The organism is Burkholderia sp. BCC0397 (assembly GCF_902832865.1).
Lineage (GTDB): Bacteria > Pseudomonadota > Gammaproteobacteria > Burkholderiales > Burkholderiaceae > Burkholderia.
Map to the genome: position 1 here is coordinate 20826 of NZ_CADFDL010000019.1, position 18223 is coordinate 39048.

Sequence of the window (18223 nt, forward strand, 5' to 3'; positions counted from 1 at the left end):
TGACACCGCACGCAATGGACTGTTGCTGCACGCGCACCGATCGTCGCGACGCGCGCCGTCCGACCCGCTGTATCCCGCTGTCGGCGCCGCCGGGCAAGGCTGTGCGGATGCCCTCACTGCGCGTGCGGATTCCAATTGTTCCTGTACGGCGACAATTCAATTCGCGGCAGCCGCATTTATCGCGCCGGAACGGACACCTAGAGTAAACCCTGTCGCGCACCTCGTTGCGCATCGAACAGATCCCGCCTCGCGGGACCGGAGTCAGCGCTCAGGCGCCAGCTCCGACATCTCTAGGAGTGACGCCATGAACCGCCGCCATCTTCTCTCGGCCCTTGCTCTCACACTTGCCGTGTCCGCACCGGCCTTCGCCGATTCGGGCACCCCGCACGCCGGCGACTACGGCAACACGTCGTGGTACTCGCAACACAACGGCCCGCGTACGCGCGCCGAAGTGAGCGCGGAAGTCGAGCAGGCACGCAAGGACGGCACGCTCGCGTACCTGCGCAAGGCGACTTCGTATCCGCAAGGGCTCGAACTCGCCCAAGGCCCGTATCGCCCGATGCCGGAAGGTAACCAGCTTGCCGGCGGGGGCCGGTAAACGCGCAACGCCGCGCAGCGGATTGCCCCGTGCGCGGCGTCTCGAATCACCTTGTCGACGACTCGCTGAGTCAGTTAGTTGCAGGAGCACATGATGAACGATCAACTTCCTTCGCCGCTCGATCATTGGGACGACACCACGCCGGTGTGGACGCCGTTCCGTTCGGCCCCGCAATCGCATTGACCGCCGGCTGAATCATCGTCCGGCCGTCAACGGCGCGGCACCCCGTCGCGCCATTCGCCCCAGTGCGTGACGATGTCCTGCACCAGCGGATTGCCCGCGCGGTACAGGTTTTCGGTCGCCGGGGAGCGACAGGCAATGGATATCGTCATTGAGTGCACGTCGAAGTGACACGATTCGTGACGTTATCCGAGGAAAATCCGCCCAGCCGAGTCGGCCGCACGCTGGATACATCAATTGACACGGACAGATTCGTCTGTCAGATCGCGTTCGCCGCCATCCTTCGGGGTCCGGCGAACGCAAATCGCATGTCCAGGCCCGCCCCGACCGTCCCGCTCATGCCGGTCGAGCCCGCGAACGATCCCTCTTCTCCGAAAGAAACCGGGGGCTTGCGCGCTATCCATTCACGTTTCCCCACACTTACTCGCCTCGTCACCTGCAATTTGACGCATGGCTGATCGGCTTCATATGTCTAGCATCGGGACTCCCAACGATGCCCATATGGAGCGCACCGATGACAGCATCACAAGAATTCAGCGTATCGCTCGACGGACCGCCAATATGTCCAAACATGACGGATTCGACGTTCAGGAAGCGGATGCTCGAATTGCGAGACGAAGCAGTTGCGATCACCGAGCAGCGCCGCCGGGATTTGATGCGATGGAGTCCCGCCACGGAAGCACGGGTCATCGAATGGTTCGGTTCAGCGAGTATCGATACGACGCGCAAGCTGATCCGGGGACTGGGCGCCCTCGTCAGCGTGATGGGGGCGCTTGGCCCGCGAAACTTCGTCCGCATCGATTCCGAGGCCGATCGCGCCACGGGATGTCTGCCGAACATAAGTCATCGTGGCGCAGAAGTCGCGCACGTCTGTCGCCCGGACACGTCTACCCATACCATCGCCATCAATCTCCCTTTTTGCTCACTGCCCGAGCGATCGGCCGGTAATCTCTCGTCGCAGCAACTGACGATCGTGCACGAATGCGCGCACTTCGCGGATACATTCAACGCAGACGATCATTCGGGGGCGTACGGGCGCTCGGCTTGTGTTCAGTTCGCAAGACGTTACCCGGATAAAGCCATCAACAATGCGGACAACATCGCCTGGTTCATTCTGGCGCGGTAGATCGGAGAAATTCATGCGACGTGCTTTCTCCGCGATACTGATCGCCCTCCTCACCCTTCCGATACAGGCCGATGCGTGCAAGATCATGCTGACCGACAGCATGCAATTGCCGCTGAACTCAATCGAAATCAGCAACGCTGAAAGGCTCTCCGTCGTCAGACACTACCTGACCGCCAAGGAGTGGACGCTCGAAGGCACGATGGCATCGGTCGACGCGGCGGCCTACGACCGGGAAAACCGGCCCATGCAACTGGCTCGCCAACGCGGCACGCAGATGAAGTCCTTTCTTGTGCAACTCGGCATGGCGCCCGACGACGTCTACGTCAGCGAGCGGGTCATCTCGCGCACGAACGGCAAGCTCGATCGTGACGACGCAAAACAGCTGTGGGTTCAGTTCGTTCCAAAATGCCCGCCTGCCGGGTGTCAGAGCCTCTGCAACTCCCCGAGCACATCGGGCGTGGTCAGCTATGCGCTGACACCGGACACGCCGGGGCCTCGGCTCGACTCCGCTCGATTTACGTGCGGCGACAGCCGGGAACCGACACTCGCACGCTTCGTGACAACTGAACGCTGGACTGAACGCACACGAAATCAAACCTTGTTTCTGCGAAATGAGCACAAGAAGCCGTTGGCGCACGTCTGCTATCGGATCAGCACCAGCGCAATGCAGTATGTCGGCATGACGGACGAGCAAGGTCAGACCAGGATCATCCAGTTGTTGGGACCTGAATACACACGAATCGAACTCAAGCTCGCACCACTGCCTCAGCCGTAAAGCATGGCGCCCGATCATCCGCCCGCGGGTCCGATCACTCCGGGCGACCATGAGTCGCCCGGAGCCCGACTCCACGCGCGGGCTCGGATTACGCCCGCGCGTCTTGCCGTCAGATCAACGGCGCGGCACGCCGTCGCGCCATTCGCCCCAATGCGTGACGATGTCCTGCACCAGCGGATTGCCCGCGCGGTACAGGTTTTCGGTCGCCGGTGCGAAACCGCCCTGGTCCGCGTAGTTCAGCAGGTTGTCGGTGCTCGTCTGCCCCGCGTACGGCCGATCGAAATCGGACCCCGTGCGCAGCACGGCAACGCGCGACAGGTCGACCCGCTTCACGCTCGCCGCGCGCTTGAGCGCTTCATACGTCGCGTTGTCTTCCTGCGCGGTCATGCAGTAGGTGCCCTTGCCGTCCGTCAGGATCTTGGTCCATTGGCGTGCGCGCTCGCCGATCAGCGTGCCCGAGAACCACGTATTGCCCGACGACGTATCGCACTGGATCACCGTCGGCGGCCGGTTTGCCGGCGCATACGTGAACTTCGCACGTGCGGCCTGCGCCTGTGCGCTGTCTGCCAGCACGACGTTGCGCGACAGCGCGTAGGCGGCGTCGGTCAGCTGCGGGTTGAGCTGGAACACTTCGGTGCGATAGTCGAGCGGCGGCTTGTCGTTCGGGCTCTTCGTATTGATGCCGAGATAGCCGGTGTTCCAGCCGGCCGGAATCTCGCGCGCATCGAGCTCCCACTGCAGGCTGAAATCGACGAGGTATTTCGACCACGCGGCAGAGCCGACCGTGCCTTGCGCGGGGTCGACGCCCGCGATGCCCGAGACCAGGAAATACGTGCGGCGCAGATCGAAGCGTTGCGAGAACGTGAGCGCCATGATCGTCGCCGACGCGTTCGCATAGCCCATGCCGGTCGTGACCACGCACACGTCCTGCTTGTTGCAGTGGACGGCCGGGTAGTCGGGCGACAGGCCGGGCACGCTGATGTCGCGCCACGGGCCGAGCCGGTCGAGCCACGCCTGGCCCTCCGGCCCGAACATCGTGATGATCATGACCTTGACCGGGCGGCCATGCGAGCCGGTCTCGGCGAATGCTGCGTTGCCTGCATCGTTGCCCTGGTTGTCCTGCGCGATCGACGGCGCGGTCGCACAGGCGGCAAGCGAGAATGCGGCGGCGGAAAGAATGGAGCGAGTCAGCATCGGCGTTCCTTGTTTCGGTGATGTTGGGTGAGAACGGCTCACGGAGACTGCGCGACGAGTATAGAACGGGCGTGCGCGATGCGGAACCCGACTACGAAACGGCTGGCGATGTTTCGTGCGAACGGACGCGTGTTGCGTGACGGAAAATCGAGCGTTCGTCGCCGCCTTGAAAACATCAGGAATGCTATTGGATTCGCCGCCACGCGTGCGAGGGCAGCCGCTTCTCGCCGCGCTACACGCGCATCAGCCCCGCGACGCCGTAACCGAGCACGACGAGTGCGGCGACCACATGGCTCGCGGCGAGCCACCCGGGCGATTTCACGAAGCGCCCGATCGCGCTGCCGCCGAACGCGAACACGAGCTGCCCCGCGAGGCTGCCCGCAAACACGCACGCGGCGCCGAGCAGCCAGTGCCGGTGCGCACCGGCGGCAGCGGTCGCATAGCCGTAGAACAGCAGGATGGTCAGCGGGTTCGCGAGCGTGACGACGAACATCGACATGAACGGGCGATCGCCCGGCGGCGTCGGGACGTCGCCGTCGAGCGTGCGGCGCCGGTCACGCAGCGCCTGCCACAGCATCCGCGCGCCCATTGCAAGCAGCACGAACGCACCGACCATGCGGAACAGCGACAGATGCGACGCGAGCGTGCTCGTGAGCATCGCGCCGATCGTGAAGGCCACGATCGCATAGCAGCCGTCGGCAGCGGCCACGCCGATCGCCGCGCGCACGCCGGTCATGGTGCCGGCACGCATGCCGTAGTTCGCCATCATCAGCGCGACGGGCCCGACCGACAGCGCGATCATCAGCCCGAACAGGAAGTCGTTCATCGGTCGTCGATGCCTTCAACGGAAGGCATCGATTCTATCGACCGACGGCACGCCAGCGTGAGAAAAATCGCGTCAGGCGACGTCGACGCGTGCGGGCCCGTCCACCATCTCGCCGATCACGGCCGCGCGGTCGAAACCGTCGGCGCGGAAGCAGGCGAGCACTTCATCGACGGTCTCGGGCGCACACGCGACCAGCAGCCCGCCCGACGTCTGCGGATCGGTCAGCAGCGCCTGCGCAACGGGCGGCAGCCCGTCGGCGAGCCGTACATCGGTGCCGTACGCGGCCCAGTTGCGGCCCGACGCACCGGTGAACACGCCGTCGGCAACGAACGTCTCGACGCCCGCGAGCCACGGCAGCGACGCATAGTGCACGCGCGCGGTGAGCTGCGCGCCGCGCGCCAGTTCGAGCGTATGGCCGAGCAGCCCGAAGCCCGTGACGTCGGTCAGCGCATGCACGCCCGGCAGCGCGGCAAGCTCGGCGCCCGGCCGGTTCAGCTTGGTGGTCGTCGCGACCATTTGCGCGTAACCGTCGGCATCGAGCTGGTTCTTCTTCAGCGCGGCCGACAGCACGCCGACGCCGAGCGGCTTGCCGAGCACGAGCACGTCGCCCGCCCGCGCGGCCGCGTTGCGCTTCACGCGCGACGGATGCACGACGCCGATCGCCGCGAGCCCGTAGATCGGCTCGACCGAATCGATCGAATGGCCGCCCGCGACCGGAATGCCGGCATCCGCGCACACCGATTCGCCGCCGCGCAGCACGGCCGCGATCGTCTCGTGCGGCAGCACGTTGATCGGCATGCCGACCAGCGCAAGCGCGAGGATCGGCTTGCCGCCCATCGCATAAACGTCGGACAGCGCGTTGGTCGCCGCGATGCGGCCGAAGTCGAACGGATCGTCGACGATCGGCATGAAGAAATCGGTGGTCGCGACGATCGCCTGCTCGTCGTTGAGCCGGTAGACGGCCGCGTCGTCGGAGGTTTCGGTGCCGACCAGCAGGTCCGGGAACAGCGCGGGCGGCGTCGCGCGCTTGAGCAGCTCGGACAGCACGCCCGGCGCGATCTTGCAGCCGCAGCCGCCCCCGTGCGACAGGCTCGTGAGGCGCGGAACGGCAGGCTGGGCTTGGGTGGCTTCGGTCATCGTCGGCATCCGGTGAATAACAACGTTCTATTATCGACAATTCCGCGCGAGCGCGCCCGATACGCTCTCCACGTCGCGGAGAGAATTGAGCCTCGACCAGTCTTTGACGGAATCGCAACGAGTCGATATTGCTGTGCTCACACGTCAAGCCAGCGCAACAGCCCCGCCGAACGCCCGCTCGTCGATCGCCTCGGCGAGCGTCGCGAACGCGGTCGCGATCTCGTCTTCCGGCACGCACGCATAGCCGAGCAGCAAGCCCGACGCAGCCCGCGAGCGGTCCGCGTAATACCCGGACAGCGGCCGCACGACGATGTTGCGTTCGAGCGCGGCCTGCGCGACCGCGCGATCGTCGACGCCCTCCGGCAATTGCGTGACGAGATGCAGCCCCGCGTCGCTGCCGAGCGCGCTCAGCGTATCGCCGTAGCGGCGCGCGACCGCCTCGAGCAGCACCTCGCGGCGTTGCCCGTACAGCGTGCGCATCTTGCGGATATGCGACACGAAGTGCCCTTCCGCGATGAATTCGGCGAGCACGGCCTGCTGCAGCAACTGCCCTTCGCGATACAGCTCGGCGCTCGCGGTCGCGAAGCTTTCCGCGAGCGGCTCCGGCGCGACCAGATAGCCGACCCGCAGCCCCGGGAACAGCGTCTTGCCGAAACTCCCGACGTAGATCACCTGCCCGGCCGTGTCGAGCCCCTGCAGCGACGCGAGCGGCCGGCTGCCGTAGCGGAATTCGCTGTCGTAGTCGTCCTCGATGATCCAGCAGCCGTGCTGGCGTGCGTATTCGAGCAGCATCCGGCGGCGCGCGAGGCTCATCACCATCCCGAGCGGATACTGGTGCGACGGCGTGACGAGCATCAGCTTCGGCGGCGCGGCGAGATCGGCGGCCGACGGCGCGATGCCTTCGTCGTCGACCGGAATCGGCCGCGTGGTCAGCCCCGACACGTTCAGCACGCTGCGCACACCCCAGTAGCACGGGTCCTCGGTCCAGATCGCGTCGCCCGGATCGGTCAGCAACCGCACCGCGAGGTCGATCGACTGGTGGATCCCCGTCGTGATCACGATCTGCTCGGGCGTGCAGCGCACCGAACGCGACGTGCGCAGATAGTCGGCCAGCGCCTCGCGCAGCAGTGCGAGCCCGCCGCCGGGCGCGTAGGTCAGCAGGTCGGGGCGCAGGCGCCGCCAGTACTTGTTGTGCAGCCGCGTCCACACGCGCGCCGGAAATCGCGACACATCGGGCACGCCCGGCATGAACGCGCCGCCCTGACGCTTCGACACGCCGGCGCCTTCGACGAGCCGCGTGCCGCGCGCGGACAGCCGCCGCACGGACGGCGTCGCGACGGCCGGCCTGGCCGCCGCGTCGGGCGGCACGCCGACGATCTCGTCCGGCGCGCTGTCGGCGACGAACGTGCCGCGGCCCGTCGCCGAGTTCACATAGCCTTCAAGCGCAAGCTGTTCGTAAACCTGCGTGACCGTGTTGCGGGCGATCCTGAGCTCGGCGGCCAGCAGCCGCGACGACGGCACGCGCGTGCCGGCCGGCAGTTCGCGCGACAGGATCGCCTGTTGCAGCAGCCGGTGAAGCTGCCGGTAGATCGGCTGTTCGCCGCCGCGCACGAGGCGCTGCGCCAGCCAGTCCGACAACACGCTCGCGCGCATGATTGGCTCCTGAATATTTATTGAAATGGCTCTGATTGCCAGAGCCAAATGTGATTATAGTCGCCTCCATGGGCTGCCAACGCGCCCGATTTCTACTCACCGGAAAGAACGTCAAGGAGATGACCGTGAAGAATGCCGACCTGCAGGCCCGCAAGAACGCCGCCACCCCGCGCGGCGTCGGCGTGATGTGCGATTTCTACGCAGCCCGCGCCGAGAACGCGGAGCTGTGGGATGTCGAAGGCCGCCGCTTCATCGATTTCGCCGCCGGCATCGCGGTGCTGAACACGGGCCACCGCCACCCGAAGATCGTCAAGGCGATCGCGGATCAGCTGAACAGCTTCACGCACACCGCTTACCAGATCGTCCCGTACGCGTCGTACGTCGAGCTGGCGGAAAAGATCAACGCACGCGCGCCGGGCGACTTCCCGAAGAAGACCGCGTTCTTCACGACCGGCGCCGAAGCCGTCGAGAACGCGATCAAGATCGCGCGCGCCGCGACCGGCCGTCCGGGCGTGATCGCATTCTCGGGCGGCTTCCACGGCCGCACGATGATGGGCATGGCGCTGACCGGCAAGGTCGCCCCGTACAAGCTGAACTTCGGCCCGTTCCCGGGCGACGTGTTCCACGCGCCGTACCCGAACGCGCTGCACGGCGTGACGACCGCCGACTCGATCAAGGCGATCGAGATGCTGTTCAAGGCCGACATCGATCCGAAGCGCGTCGCCGCGATCATCTTCGAACCGGTCCAGGGCGAAGGCGGTTTCTACCCGGCGCCGGCCGAATTCGTGCGCGCGCTGCGCAAGATCTGTAACGAACACGGCATCCTGCTGATCGCCGACGAAGTGCAGACCGGCTTCGCGCGCACCGGCAAGCTGTTCGCGATGCAGCACTACGACGTGCTGGCCGACCTGATCACGATGGCGAAGAGCCTCGCGGGCGGCATGCCGCTGTCGGGCGTCGTCGGCCGTGCGGATGTGATGGACGCGGCCGCGCCCGGCGGGCTCGGCGGCACGTATGCGGGCAACCCGCTGGCAGTCGCCTCGGCACACGCAGTGCTCGAGATCATCGACGAAGAGAAGCTGTGCGAGCGCGCGACGCAGCTCGGCGACGTGCTGAAGGCGAAGCTGACCTCGCTGCAGGCCGACGTGCCGCAGATTGCCGACGTGCGCGGCCCGGGCGCGATGATCGCGGTCGAGTTCCTGAAGCCGGGTTCGGGCGAGCCGGATGCCGAATTCACGAAGCGCGTGCAGACGCGTGCGCTCGAGCGCGGCCTGCTGCTGCTCGTGTGCGGCGTGTACTCGAACGTCGTGCGCTTCCTGTTCCCGCTGACGATCACGCAAGCCGTGTTCGACGAAGCGCTGGTGATCCTCGAGGAAGTGCTGAAGGAAACGGTCGGCGTGCCGGCCTGAGTGCCCGTCCGCTTCAACTGAATGCGCCGCCGCCGTCGTGAAGACGGCGGCGGCCGTTTTCATCCGTCCTTTTCAAAGCAGGTGATTCATATGAGCACGGTTCAGGAAACCCTGGCACTGAAAGATCCGTCGCTGTTCCGCCAGCAGGCGTACGTCAACGGCGAATGGCAAGGCGCCACGAACGGCGAGACGTTCGACGTCCGCAACCCGGCGACGGGCGGCCTGCTCGGCACCGTGCCGGCGATGGGCGCGGCGGAAACGCGCCACGCGATCGACGCCGCGAACGCCGCATGGCCGGCGTGGCGCAAGAAGACCGCGAAGGAACGCGCGGTCATCCTGCGCAAGTGGCACGACCTGATGATGGAGAACGCCGACGACCTCGCGCTGATCCTCACCACCGAGCAGGGCAAGTCGCTGGCCGAAGCGAAGGGCGAGATCGGCTACGCGGCGTCGTTCCTCGAGTGGTTCGCGGAAGAAGGCAAGCGCGTGTACGGCGACACGATCCCGACGCCGGCGAGCGACAAGCGCATCGTCGTGACGAAGGAAGCGATCGGCGTGTGCGCGGCGATCACGCCGTGGAATTTCCCGGCGGCGATGATCACCCGCAAGGTCGGCCCTGCGCTCGCGGCAGGCTGCCCGATCGTCGTGAAGCCGGCGGAAGCGACGCCGTTCTCCGCGCTCGCGATGGCCGTGCTGGCCGAGCGCGCGGGCGTGCCGGCCGGCGTGTTCAGCGTCGTCACGGGCGACCCGAAGGCAATCGGTGGCGAACTGACGTCGAACCCGATCGTGCGCAAGCTGTCGTTCACGGGCTCGACGCCGGTCGGCCGCCTGCTGATGGCGCAATGCGCGGCGACGGTGAAGAAGGTGTCGCTGGAGCTCGGCGGCAACGCGCCGTTCATCGTGTTCGACGACGCCGATCTCGATGCGGCCGTGCAGGGCGCGATCGCGTCGAAGTACCGCAACAGCGGCCAGACGTGCGTGTGCACGAACCGCTTCTACGTGCATGAAGCCGTGTACGACCAGTTCGCGCAGAAGCTCGCGGCGGCGGTCGGCGAGCTGAAGGTCGGCCGCGGCACGGAGCCAGGCGTCACGCAGGGCCCGCTGATCAACGAAGCGGCCGTGCTGAAGGTCGAGGCGCACATCGAGGACGCGCTCGCGAAGGGCGCGACCGTCGTGACGGGCGGCAAGCGCCACGCGCTCGGCCACGGCTTCTTCGAGCCGACCGTGCTGACGGGCGTCACGCCGGCGATGAAGGTCGCGAAGGAAGAGACGTTCGGGCCGCTCGCGCCGCTGTTCAAGTTCGGCAGCGACGACGAGGTGATCCGCCTCGCGAACGATACCGAGTTCGGCCTCGCCGCGTACTTCTACAGCCGCGACATCGGCCGCGTATGGAAGGTGGCCGAAGCGCTCGAATACGGAATGGTCGGCGTGAACACGGGCCTGATCTCGAACGAAGTCGCGCCGTTCGGCGGCGTCAAGCAGTCGGGCCTCGGCCGCGAAGGCTCGCACTACGGCATCGACGACTACGTCGTGATCAAGTACCTCTGCCTCGCCGTCTGACGGTTCGGGGCCTGCCGCTTCGGCGGCGGGCCCTGGCCGCCCGGCCGGAACCGGGCGGCCCGACGCGGGCCGGCGTCCCTCTCCGTCGCGCCCGCGTCATCTTCCCTCCCCCGCTCAACGAAACACGTTCACCGCCTCGACCAGCCGCGTCGCCTGCTGCTTCAGGCTTTCCGACGCCGCCGTGCTCTGTTCGACGAGCGCCGCGTTCTGCTGCGTGATGTTGTCCAGATGCACGACCGCCTGGTCGACCTGCTCGACACCCGTGCTCTGCTCGGCCGTCGATGAACTGATCTCCGCGATCAGATCCGACACACGCTTCACCTGCGTGACGATGTCCTCCATCGTCTTCCCCGCACCATCGACGATCCGCGCGCCCGACTCGACCCGCTCGACACTCGCACCGATCAGCGTCTTGATCTCCTTCGCCGCGTTCGCGCTGCGCTGCGCGAGTGCCCGCACTTCGCCGGCCACCACCGCGAAACCGCGCCCCTGATCGCCCGCGCGCGCCGCCTCGACGGCCGCATTCAGCGCGAGGATGTTGGTCTGGAACGCGATACCGTCGATCACGCCGATGATGTCCGCGATCTTGCGCGAGCTGTCGGTGATGTCGTTCATCGTCGCGACGACTTCGTTCACCGCCTGCCCGCCGCGCCCGGCCGCCTCGCTCGCGGAAACGGACAACTGATTCGCCTGCAGCGCCGTCTCCGCATTGCTCGATACGGTCGCCGTCATCTCGGCCATCGACGCGGCCGTCTGCTGCACGCTCGAGGCGGCCTGTTCGGTGCGCGCGCTCAGGTCGCTGTTGCCTTGCGCGATCTCGTTGCTCGCACGCTGCACGTTCAGCACCTGTTCGCTGACGTCGTCGACGAGCCAGCGGAACATCAGCCCGAGCTGGTTGATCGTGCGCAGCGTCATGCCGATCTCGTCGACACGGTTCATTCGCACGCCGCTGCGGCTCTCGCCGGTCGCCACGCGCAACGCCTCGTCGCGCAGCTGCCGGAGCGGCCGCACGATCTGCGCGTCGAGCCACAGCCCGGCCGCGGCCGTCACGCCGACCGCCGCACCGGCAAACGCCGCGAGCGCCCCGCCGGTCAACCCGGCCGCCCAGCCCGCGCCGATGACGGCCGGCGCCAGCACGCACAGCGTCGACACCAGCCGGGCCCGCACCGACATCGTCTGGAATAGCGACACGACGCGCATCGCGCCCGTGCGGATGATCAATCCCTTGTGGAACCGGCGGCTGCCGGCCTTGCCTTCGCGGAAATCGCGATACAGCGCCTCGGCGGCCGCGATCTCGTCGCGCGTCGCCTTCGTGCGCACCGACATGTAACCCTTCGGCTGCCCGTTGCGCATCACCGGAATCGCGTTCGCGCGCACCCAGTAGTGATCGCCGTTCTTGCGGCGATTCTTTACGAGTGCGGTCCACGGCTCGCCGCCCTTGAGCGTCGCCCACATGTCGGCGAACGCCTCCTTCGGCATGTCCGGATGCCGCACCACGTTGTGCGGCTGGCCTTCGATCTCCTCGGGCGAAAAGCCGCTGACCTGGATGAATGCCGCGTTCGCGTACGTGATATAGCTGTCGGCATCGGTCGTCGACATCAGCGTCGCATCATCGGCAAATTCGAATTCGCGTTGCGTGACGGGCTGGTTGTTGCGCATGGTGTGGAGCTCCGGGTGACGGATCTTGCGTCCGCTCGTCGATTGATTCGAGACCCCGCGCATGGCGATCGATTCGCATGCGTGTGAGTCGGCTCCTGCGCTTTCGGCAAATTCGGCGAAAACATTATGCCGTATTCGGGTAAATATTCATTAAACATGCATCATCGTATTTTTGCCGAATAATTTGTTCACGGATAAAACGAAATGCCTTGCCGGGCAACGGTTTTCCGGCGATTCGTCTGATCATTGCGCACCATGATTTCGGTGCGATTTAACGCGCAACGACAAAATATGGAATACGAATATTTCTCGTTTATCGCCATTCGATTGAATCTGCCAAATTGAATAAGCGCTGTGCGCGACATTCCGGATTCATCGATCGAACCCGCACGTCGCGCACTCTTGCAACCATCACCTGAACACGTTCACCGCATCCACCAGCCGCGTCGCCTGCTGCTTCAGGCTTTCCGATGCCGCCGTGCTCTGTTCGACGAGCGCCGCGTTCTGCTGCGTGATGTTGTCCAGATGCACGACCGCCTGGTCGACCTGCTCGACACCCGTGCTCTGCTCGGCCGTCGACGAGCTGATCTCGGCAATCAGATCCGACACGCGCTTCACCTGCGTGACGATGTCCTCCATCGTCTTCCCCGCACCGTCGACGATCCGCGCGCCCGATTCGACCCGCTCGACACTCGCACCGATCAGCGTCTTGATCTCCTTCGCCGCGTTCGCGCTGCGCTGCGCGAGTGCCCGCACTTCGCCGGCCACCACCGCGAAACCGCGCCCCTGTTCGCCCGCGCGGGCGGCCTCGACCGCCGCGTTCAGCGCGAGGATGTTGGTCTGGAACGCGATGCCGTCGATCACGCCGATGATGTCGGCAATCCTGCGCGAGCTGTCGGTGATCTCGCTCATCGTCGTGACGACCTCGCTCACCGCCTGCCCGCCGCGCTCGGCCGCATCGCTCGCGGACACCGACAGCTGATTCGCCTGCAGCGCCGTCTCCGCATTGCTCGATACGGTCGCCGTCATTTCCGCCATCGACGCGGCCGTCTGCTGCACGCTCGAGGCGGCCTGTTCGGTGCGCGCGCTCAGGTCGCTGTTGCCCTGCGCGATCTCGTTGCTCGCACGCTGCACGTTGTGCACCTGTTCGCTGACGTCGTCGACGAGCCAACGGAACATCAGCCCGAGCTGGTTGAGCGTGCGCAGCGTCATGCCGATCTCGTCGACGCGATTCATCCGCACGCCGCGCCGGCTCTCGCCGGTCGCGACGTTCAGCGCCTGTTCATGCAGCCGCTTCAGCGGTTGCACGATCTGTGCGTCGAGCCACCAGCCGGCCGCGGCCGCCACGCCGACCGTCACGCCGGCAAACGCCGCGAGCCCGCCGCCGGCCAGCCCGCAGGCCCAACCCGCGCCGACGACCGCCGGCGCCAGCACGCACAGTGCCGAATGAACGCGCGCACGCACCGACATCGTCTGCGACAGCGATGCGATCCGCAGCAGCCCGGTGCGGATGACGAGCCCTTTGTGGAACCGGCGCTGGCCGGCCTTGCCTTCGCGAAACGCGCGATACAGCGCGTCCGCGGCCTGGCTCTCGTCGTGCGGCGCCTTCGTGCGCACCGACATGTAGCCTTGCGGCGCGCCGTTGCGCATCACCGGAATCGCATTCGCGCGCACCCAGTAGTGATCGCCGTTCTTGCGGCGGTTCTTCACGAGCGCGGTCCACGGCTCGCCGCGCCGCAGCGTCGCCCACATGTCGGCGAACGCTTCCTTCGGCATGTCCGGATGACGCACCACGTTGTGCGGCTGGCCGACGAGCTCCTCGTTCGAGAAGCCGCTCACCTGCGCGAACGTCGTGTTCGCGTAGGTGATGATGCTGTCGGCATCGGTCGTCGACATCAGCGTGACGTCGTCGGGAAAATCGAATTCCTGTTGGGTAACGGGCTGGTTGTTGCGCATGCAAGGCTCCGAAAGGCGGATCTGTCGTCCGCGCCGCGCTGAAATTGCGCTCAGTAGCCGAAAAACGGTTGATCGCTTTACGACACTCTCGTCCTTACTGTCGGCAATTCACCGGAAAACCTTAATTCCGTTGCGCATGAAATAGGCAACTTGGCCATTACCATGATTTCGATCAAATAATCCGGCGATAATCACTGCGCGCGTTTATCTGCCTGTCACGAAACGCCGCACGGCATCGACAATGCCCGCAGCCGTTGCGTGCGGCGAAACGATTGGCCTATCCTGATCCATTCCACCTGAATTCAAATTCGATGAAAAAGGCATTGCATGAACTGAATCGGCTGTCCCGGAATACGGCGACGGTCGCGCATGACCGCCATCAAGGCGATCAGGCCGCGTTTTTCCGTAATGGCAGCACCACGCGGTTTCGGGAACAACGCGAACCGGACGGCCGCCGGATGGCGCCGCCCGAAGGCATGCCGCGCCTGCCGTTGACGTACGCAATCGCCGCGCACCGGGTGGCCGCATGACGCGCCGCACCGCCGCCGACCGCGACGCGCTGTCGGCCCGCCCGCTTGCCCGCGATGACGTACCGCTCGTGTGGACCATCGACCGGCGCGAAATCATCGAACACCTGTACGTGCTGCGCGACGGTGCGCTGCATCTCGTGCCCGAGTTCTACGACGTGGCCGGCTGGCCCGACGGCGAAGCCGATCACTACACGCCGATCCTGCTCGACTGCCACGACCGCGGCGGCTGGTTTCTCGGCAGGTTCGACGGTGCGCGGCTCGTCGCGGCAGCGATCGTCGACAGCCGGCCGCTCGGCCCGCAGCGCGACATGCTGCAACTGAAGTTCCTGCACGTGAGCCACGACTGGCGCGGCTGCGGGCTCGGCGAACAGCTCTACCACGCGGCCCGCGCGCAGGCGCGCGCGATGGGCGCCGAGCGCCTGTACGTGTCGGCCACACCGTCGCAGCGCACGATCGACTTCTACCTGCGGCTCGGCTTCACGGTCAGCACAGCGCCCGATCCCGAGCTTTACGCGCTGGAACCCGAGGACATTCACCTGGAAGGGCCGACGGCCTGACGGCCTGGCACGCGGATGAAGCGTAGAATTTTCCGCTCTGCCACAGCGGCCATCAGCCGTCACGGAGCGCGACATTGAACAATGACCCGCCACCGCCCGCCACGCCGAAGATCCTCGTCAGCATGTGCGTGGTCGGCCATCCGGTCCGTTACAACGGCTCGGCGAAAACCGCCGCGCACGAGGCACTCGAACGGTGGCAGCGCGAAGGGCGTCTCGTGGCGGTCTGCCCGGAACTCGCGGGCGGCTTCAGCGTGCCGCGCCCGCCTGCCGAGATCGCCGGTGGCGCATCGGGGCAGCAGGTTCTGGCGGGGCACGCACGCATCGTCGACGTGAACGGCGCTGACGTGACGGCGCCGTTCGTTGCCGGCGCGCAAACCGCGCTGGCCCTCGCGCAGGCACACGACTGCCGCTTCGCGATCCTCGCCGACGGCAGCCCGTCGTGCGGCAGCACATTCATTTACGACGGAAGTTTCGAAAGCCGGCGGCACGCGGGCGCCGGTGTCACCGCGGCGCTGCTGCGCGAGCATGGCATCGAGGTGTTCGCGGATACCGAGATCGACGCGCTCGACGCGCGCCTCAGGCAACTGTCGCAGGCCGGTTAACGACGATGGGCAGCACGAGACACCTCGTGCCGCCCATCGCGGCGGACACAGCGTAGCGGCAAAGCGGCGCGTATCCGCCGCTTCACCGCATCACGCCGCTCAGACGCGTTCGATCGCGATCGCGATGCCCTGACCGACGCCGATGCACATCGTGCACAGCGCAAAACGGCCGTTCGTGCGATGCAACTGGTACATCGCGGTCGTCACGAGGCGCGCACCCGATGCGCCGAGCGGGTGGCCGAGCGCGATCGCGCCGCCGTTCGGGTTCACGCGCGGATCGTCGTCGGCGACGCCGAGCATGCGCAGCACCGCGAGGCCCTGAGACGCGAACGCCTCGTTCAGCTCGATCACGTCGAACTGGTCGATCGTCATCCCGAGCCGCGCGAGCAGCTTCTGCGTGGCCGGCGCGGGGCCGATGCCCATCACGCGCGGCGCGACGCCGGCCGTCGCGATCCCGAGCACGCGGGCGCGCGGCGTCAGGCCGAAGCGCTTCGCGGTTGCTTCGTTCGCGAGCAGCAGCGCGGCGGCGCCGTCGTTCACGCCCGACGCGTTGCCGGCCGTCACCGAGCCGTCCGGGCGCACGACGCCCTTCAGCTTCGCGAGCGTCTCGAGCGACGTTTCGCGCGGATGCTCGTCGCGCGACACGACCACCGGATCGCCTTTCTTCTGCGCAATCGTGACCGACACGATTTCTTCGGCCAGCGTGCCGTCCTGCTGCGCCCGCGCGGCCTTCTGCTGGCTGCGCAGCGCGAACAGATCCTGGTCGGCGCGGCTGATGTGGTAGTCGACCGCGACGTTCTCGGCGGTTTCCGGCATCGAATCGACACCGTGCAGCTGTTTCATCAACGGATTGACGAAGCGCCAGCCGATCGTCGTGTCGTAGATGTCGGCCTGGCGCGCGAACGCGCTCGCGGCCTTGCCCATCACGAACGGCGCGCGCGTCATGCTCTCGACGCCGCCCGCGACCATCAGCGCGGCTTCGCCCGACTTGATCGCGCGCGCGGCCACGCCGACCGCGTCCATCCCGGAACCGCACAGGCGATTGATCGTCGAACCCGGCACGCCTTCCGGCAAACCGGCGAGCAGCGCGGACATGCGCGCGACGTTGCGGTTGTCTTCGCCGGCCTGGTTCGCGCAGCCGTAGATCACGTCGTCGATCGCCGTCCAGTCGACGTCGCGGTTGCGCTCGACGAGCGCCTTGAGCGGCACCGCGCCCAGATCGTCGGCGCGCACGCCGGACAGTGCACCGCCGTAACGCCCGATCGGCGTACGGATCGCATCACACAGAAAAGCTTCGGTCATCAGTGTCTCCGGTCCCGTGAAAGGCAGGGAAATGAACAGGGCGCGCCCCTTGCATTGCCCGCCGGGATGCGCTTAAATGTTCTATATACGAACATAAGATCGTGTATCGAACGTTCAACGCATCATAGGGAGTGCAGGGACGACCTGTCAAGGGCACGGCCCGCCGGGTGGTTGGCGTGTCGGGCCCCATACGCTATCTTCTCGGCTGCACGACATTCCAGGCGCTCATGACAACCGACGATATTCAGACGAAACCCGGCGACTCCTATGTGCAGTCGTTCGCACGCGGCCTCGCGGTGATCCGCGCGTTCGACGCGGCACGCCCGGAGCAGACGCTCACCGAGGTCGCGTCGGCCACCGGCCTCACGCGCGCGGGCGCGCGCCGGATCCTGCTCACGCTGCAGACGCTCGGCTACGTAGAGGCCGACGGCCGGCTGTTCCGGCTCACGCCGAAGATCCTCGAGCTCGGCTTCGCGTATCTCACATCGATGCCGTTCTGGAATCTCGCCGATCCGGTGATGGAGCAACTGTCCGCGCAGATCCACGAAAGCTGCTCGGCCGCGGTGCTCGACCGCACCGAGATCGTCTACGTGCTGCGCGTGCCGACCCGGAAGATCATGACGATCAACCTGTCGATCGGCAGCCGGCTGCCCGCGTACTGCACGTCGATGGGCCGCGTGCTGCTGTCCGCGCTCGACGACGCGGCGCTCGACGACACGCTCGCGCAGAGCGGCATCCGTGCGCATACGCCGCGCACGATCACCGACCTCGGCGAGCTGAAGGCGGCGATCGCGCAGGCGCGCCAGCAGGGCTGGGCCGTGGTCGACCAGGAACTCGAAGTGGGGCTGATGTCGCTGTCCGCGCCGATCCGCAACCGGCGCGGGCAGATCATCGCCGCGATGAACATCAGCGGCAACGCGCAGCGGCATACCGCGAAGCAGATGGTGAAGGAGTTTCTCGGGCCGCTGCAGCAGGCCGCGCAGACGGTTTCGGAACTGGTGGCGCGGCGCGGGTGAGCGGTTACTTCGCTCGCGGGATAAGCGCGACGGCCATTCGCGGGTAGCGCGGATAAAAAGACGGGCGGCATGCGCCGCCCGCTCAACTCTCTGACTCTGCTTGCAACGTCCTTCTCACGGAACACGGAGCGCGCTCCGCATCA

At 66.4% G+C, this 18223-nt stretch carries 16 protein-coding genes and 1 pseudogene; 9 read left to right on the plus strand and 8 right to left on the minus strand.

Features of this window, described 5'->3' with window-relative positions:
* Window positions 1–304 precede the first annotated feature (304 nt).
* Complete coding sequence (locus tag HWX03_RS33950) at window positions 305–598, plus strand: DUF4148 domain-containing protein (protein ID WP_027781548.1); 294 nt, start codon at window positions 305–307, stop codon at window positions 596–598.
* Window positions 599–807: 209 nt separating this feature from the next.
* Here the strand turns inward: HWX03_RS33950 and HWX03_RS33955 are convergent, their stop codons facing one another.
* Window positions 808–930, minus strand: a complete 123-nt coding sequence (locus HWX03_RS33955) for a hypothetical protein (RefSeq protein WP_175823511.1) — start codon at window positions 928–930, stop codon at window positions 808–810.
* Between the two features lie 362 nt (window positions 931–1292).
* Between HWX03_RS33955 and HWX03_RS33960 the strand changes: the two genes are divergently transcribed.
* Both HWX03_RS33960 and HWX03_RS33965 read left to right on the plus strand, forming a co-directional pair.
* Window positions 1293–1904 carry a M35 family metallo-endopeptidase gene (locus tag HWX03_RS33960; protein WP_244107370.1) on the plus strand — a complete coding sequence of 204 codons (612 nt, stop codon included), beginning with the start codon at window positions 1293–1295 and terminating at the stop codon, window positions 1902–1904.
* A 13-nt stretch (window positions 1905–1917) separates the two neighbouring features.
* Window positions 1918–2679, plus strand: coding sequence for a hypothetical protein (locus HWX03_RS33965; protein ID WP_175874295.1), 762 nt, complete (start codon window positions 1918–1920; stop codon window positions 2677–2679).
* 114 nt (window positions 2680–2793) lie between these two features.
* Here HWX03_RS33965 and HWX03_RS33970 read toward each other — a convergent pair whose 3' ends face one another.
* The 4 genes from HWX03_RS33970 to HWX03_RS33985 all read right to left on the minus strand — a co-directional run bounded on the left by HWX03_RS33970 (window position 2794) and on the right by HWX03_RS33985 (window position 7489).
* A complete protein-coding gene (locus tag HWX03_RS33970) occupies window positions 2794–3873 on the minus strand; it encodes a purine nucleoside permease (RefSeq protein WP_175874296.1) in 1080 nt (359 codons plus the stop codon).
* Window positions 3874–4105: 232 nt separating this feature from the next.
* Window positions 4106–4699 carry a LysE family transporter gene (locus HWX03_RS33975; protein WP_175874297.1) on the minus strand — a complete coding sequence of 198 codons (594 nt, stop codon included), beginning with the start codon at window positions 4697–4699 and terminating at the stop codon, window positions 4106–4108.
* 72 nt (window positions 4700–4771) lie between these two features.
* Window positions 4772–5836: a selenide, water dikinase SelD gene (selD, locus tag HWX03_RS33980; protein ID WP_175874298.1), complete on the minus strand. Its 1065-nt coding sequence runs from the start codon at window positions 5834–5836 to the stop codon at window positions 4772–4774.
* A gap of 144 nt (window positions 5837–5980) precedes the next feature.
* Window positions 5981–7489, minus strand: coding sequence for a PLP-dependent aminotransferase family protein (locus tag HWX03_RS33985; protein WP_175874299.1), 1509 nt, complete (start codon window positions 7487–7489; stop codon window positions 5981–5983).
* A gap of 125 nt (window positions 7490–7614) precedes the next feature.
* Between HWX03_RS33985 and HWX03_RS33990 the strand changes: the two genes are divergently transcribed.
* Both HWX03_RS33990 and gabD read left to right on the plus strand, forming a co-directional pair.
* A complete protein-coding gene (locus HWX03_RS33990) occupies window positions 7615–8898 on the plus strand; it encodes a 4-aminobutyrate--2-oxoglutarate transaminase (RefSeq protein WP_174433097.1) in 1284 nt (427 codons plus the stop codon).
* Window positions 8899–8988: 90 nt separating this feature from the next.
* On the plus strand, window positions 8989–10458 hold the full coding sequence (gabD, locus tag HWX03_RS33995) for an NADP-dependent succinate-semialdehyde dehydrogenase (RefSeq protein WP_175823519.1): 1470 nt from the start codon (window positions 8989–8991) through the stop codon (window positions 10456–10458).
* A 114-nt stretch (window positions 10459–10572) separates the two neighbouring features.
* Here gabD and HWX03_RS34000 read toward each other — a convergent pair whose 3' ends face one another.
* Window positions 10573–12117, minus strand: coding sequence for a PAS domain-containing methyl-accepting chemotaxis protein (locus HWX03_RS34000; protein ID WP_175874300.1), 1545 nt, complete (start codon window positions 12115–12117; stop codon window positions 10573–10575).
* A gap of 411 nt (window positions 12118–12528) precedes the next feature.
* Entirely contained in the window at window positions 12529–14073 is a 1545-nt protein-coding gene (locus tag HWX03_RS34005; RefSeq protein ID WP_175874301.1) for a PAS domain-containing methyl-accepting chemotaxis protein, read from the minus strand.
* Window positions 14074–14384: 311 nt separating this feature from the next.
* On the opposite strand from HWX03_RS34005, the pseudogene HWX03_RS34010 reads away from it, so the two are divergent.
* The 3 genes and pseudogenes from HWX03_RS34010 to HWX03_RS34020 all read left to right on the plus strand — a co-directional run.
* Window positions 14385–14516, plus strand: a pseudogene (locus HWX03_RS34010) (SAM-dependent methyltransferase); the annotation flags it as partial.
* Window positions 14517–14599: 83 nt separating this feature from the next.
* A complete protein-coding gene (locus HWX03_RS34015) occupies window positions 14600–15160 on the plus strand; it encodes a GNAT family N-acetyltransferase (RefSeq protein WP_175874302.1) in 561 nt (186 codons plus the stop codon).
* Window positions 15161–15234: 74 nt separating this feature from the next.
* Complete coding sequence (locus HWX03_RS34020) at window positions 15235–15762, plus strand: DUF523 domain-containing protein (RefSeq protein WP_175874303.1); 528 nt, start codon at window positions 15235–15237, stop codon at window positions 15760–15762.
* Window positions 15763–15861: 99 nt separating this feature from the next.
* Here HWX03_RS34020 and pcaF read toward each other — a convergent pair whose 3' ends face one another.
* Window positions 15862–17064: a 3-oxoadipyl-CoA thiolase gene (gene pcaF, locus HWX03_RS34025; protein ID WP_175874304.1), complete on the minus strand. Its 1203-nt coding sequence runs from the start codon at window positions 17062–17064 to the stop codon at window positions 15862–15864.
* A 227-nt stretch (window positions 17065–17291) separates the two neighbouring features.
* Here pcaF and HWX03_RS34030 point away from each other — a divergent pair, with 227 nt between their 5' ends.
* Window positions 17292–18080, plus strand: a complete 789-nt coding sequence (locus HWX03_RS34030; protein ID WP_174385707.1) for an IclR family transcriptional regulator — start codon at window positions 17292–17294, stop codon at window positions 18078–18080.
* Window positions 18081–18223 lie beyond the last annotated feature (143 nt).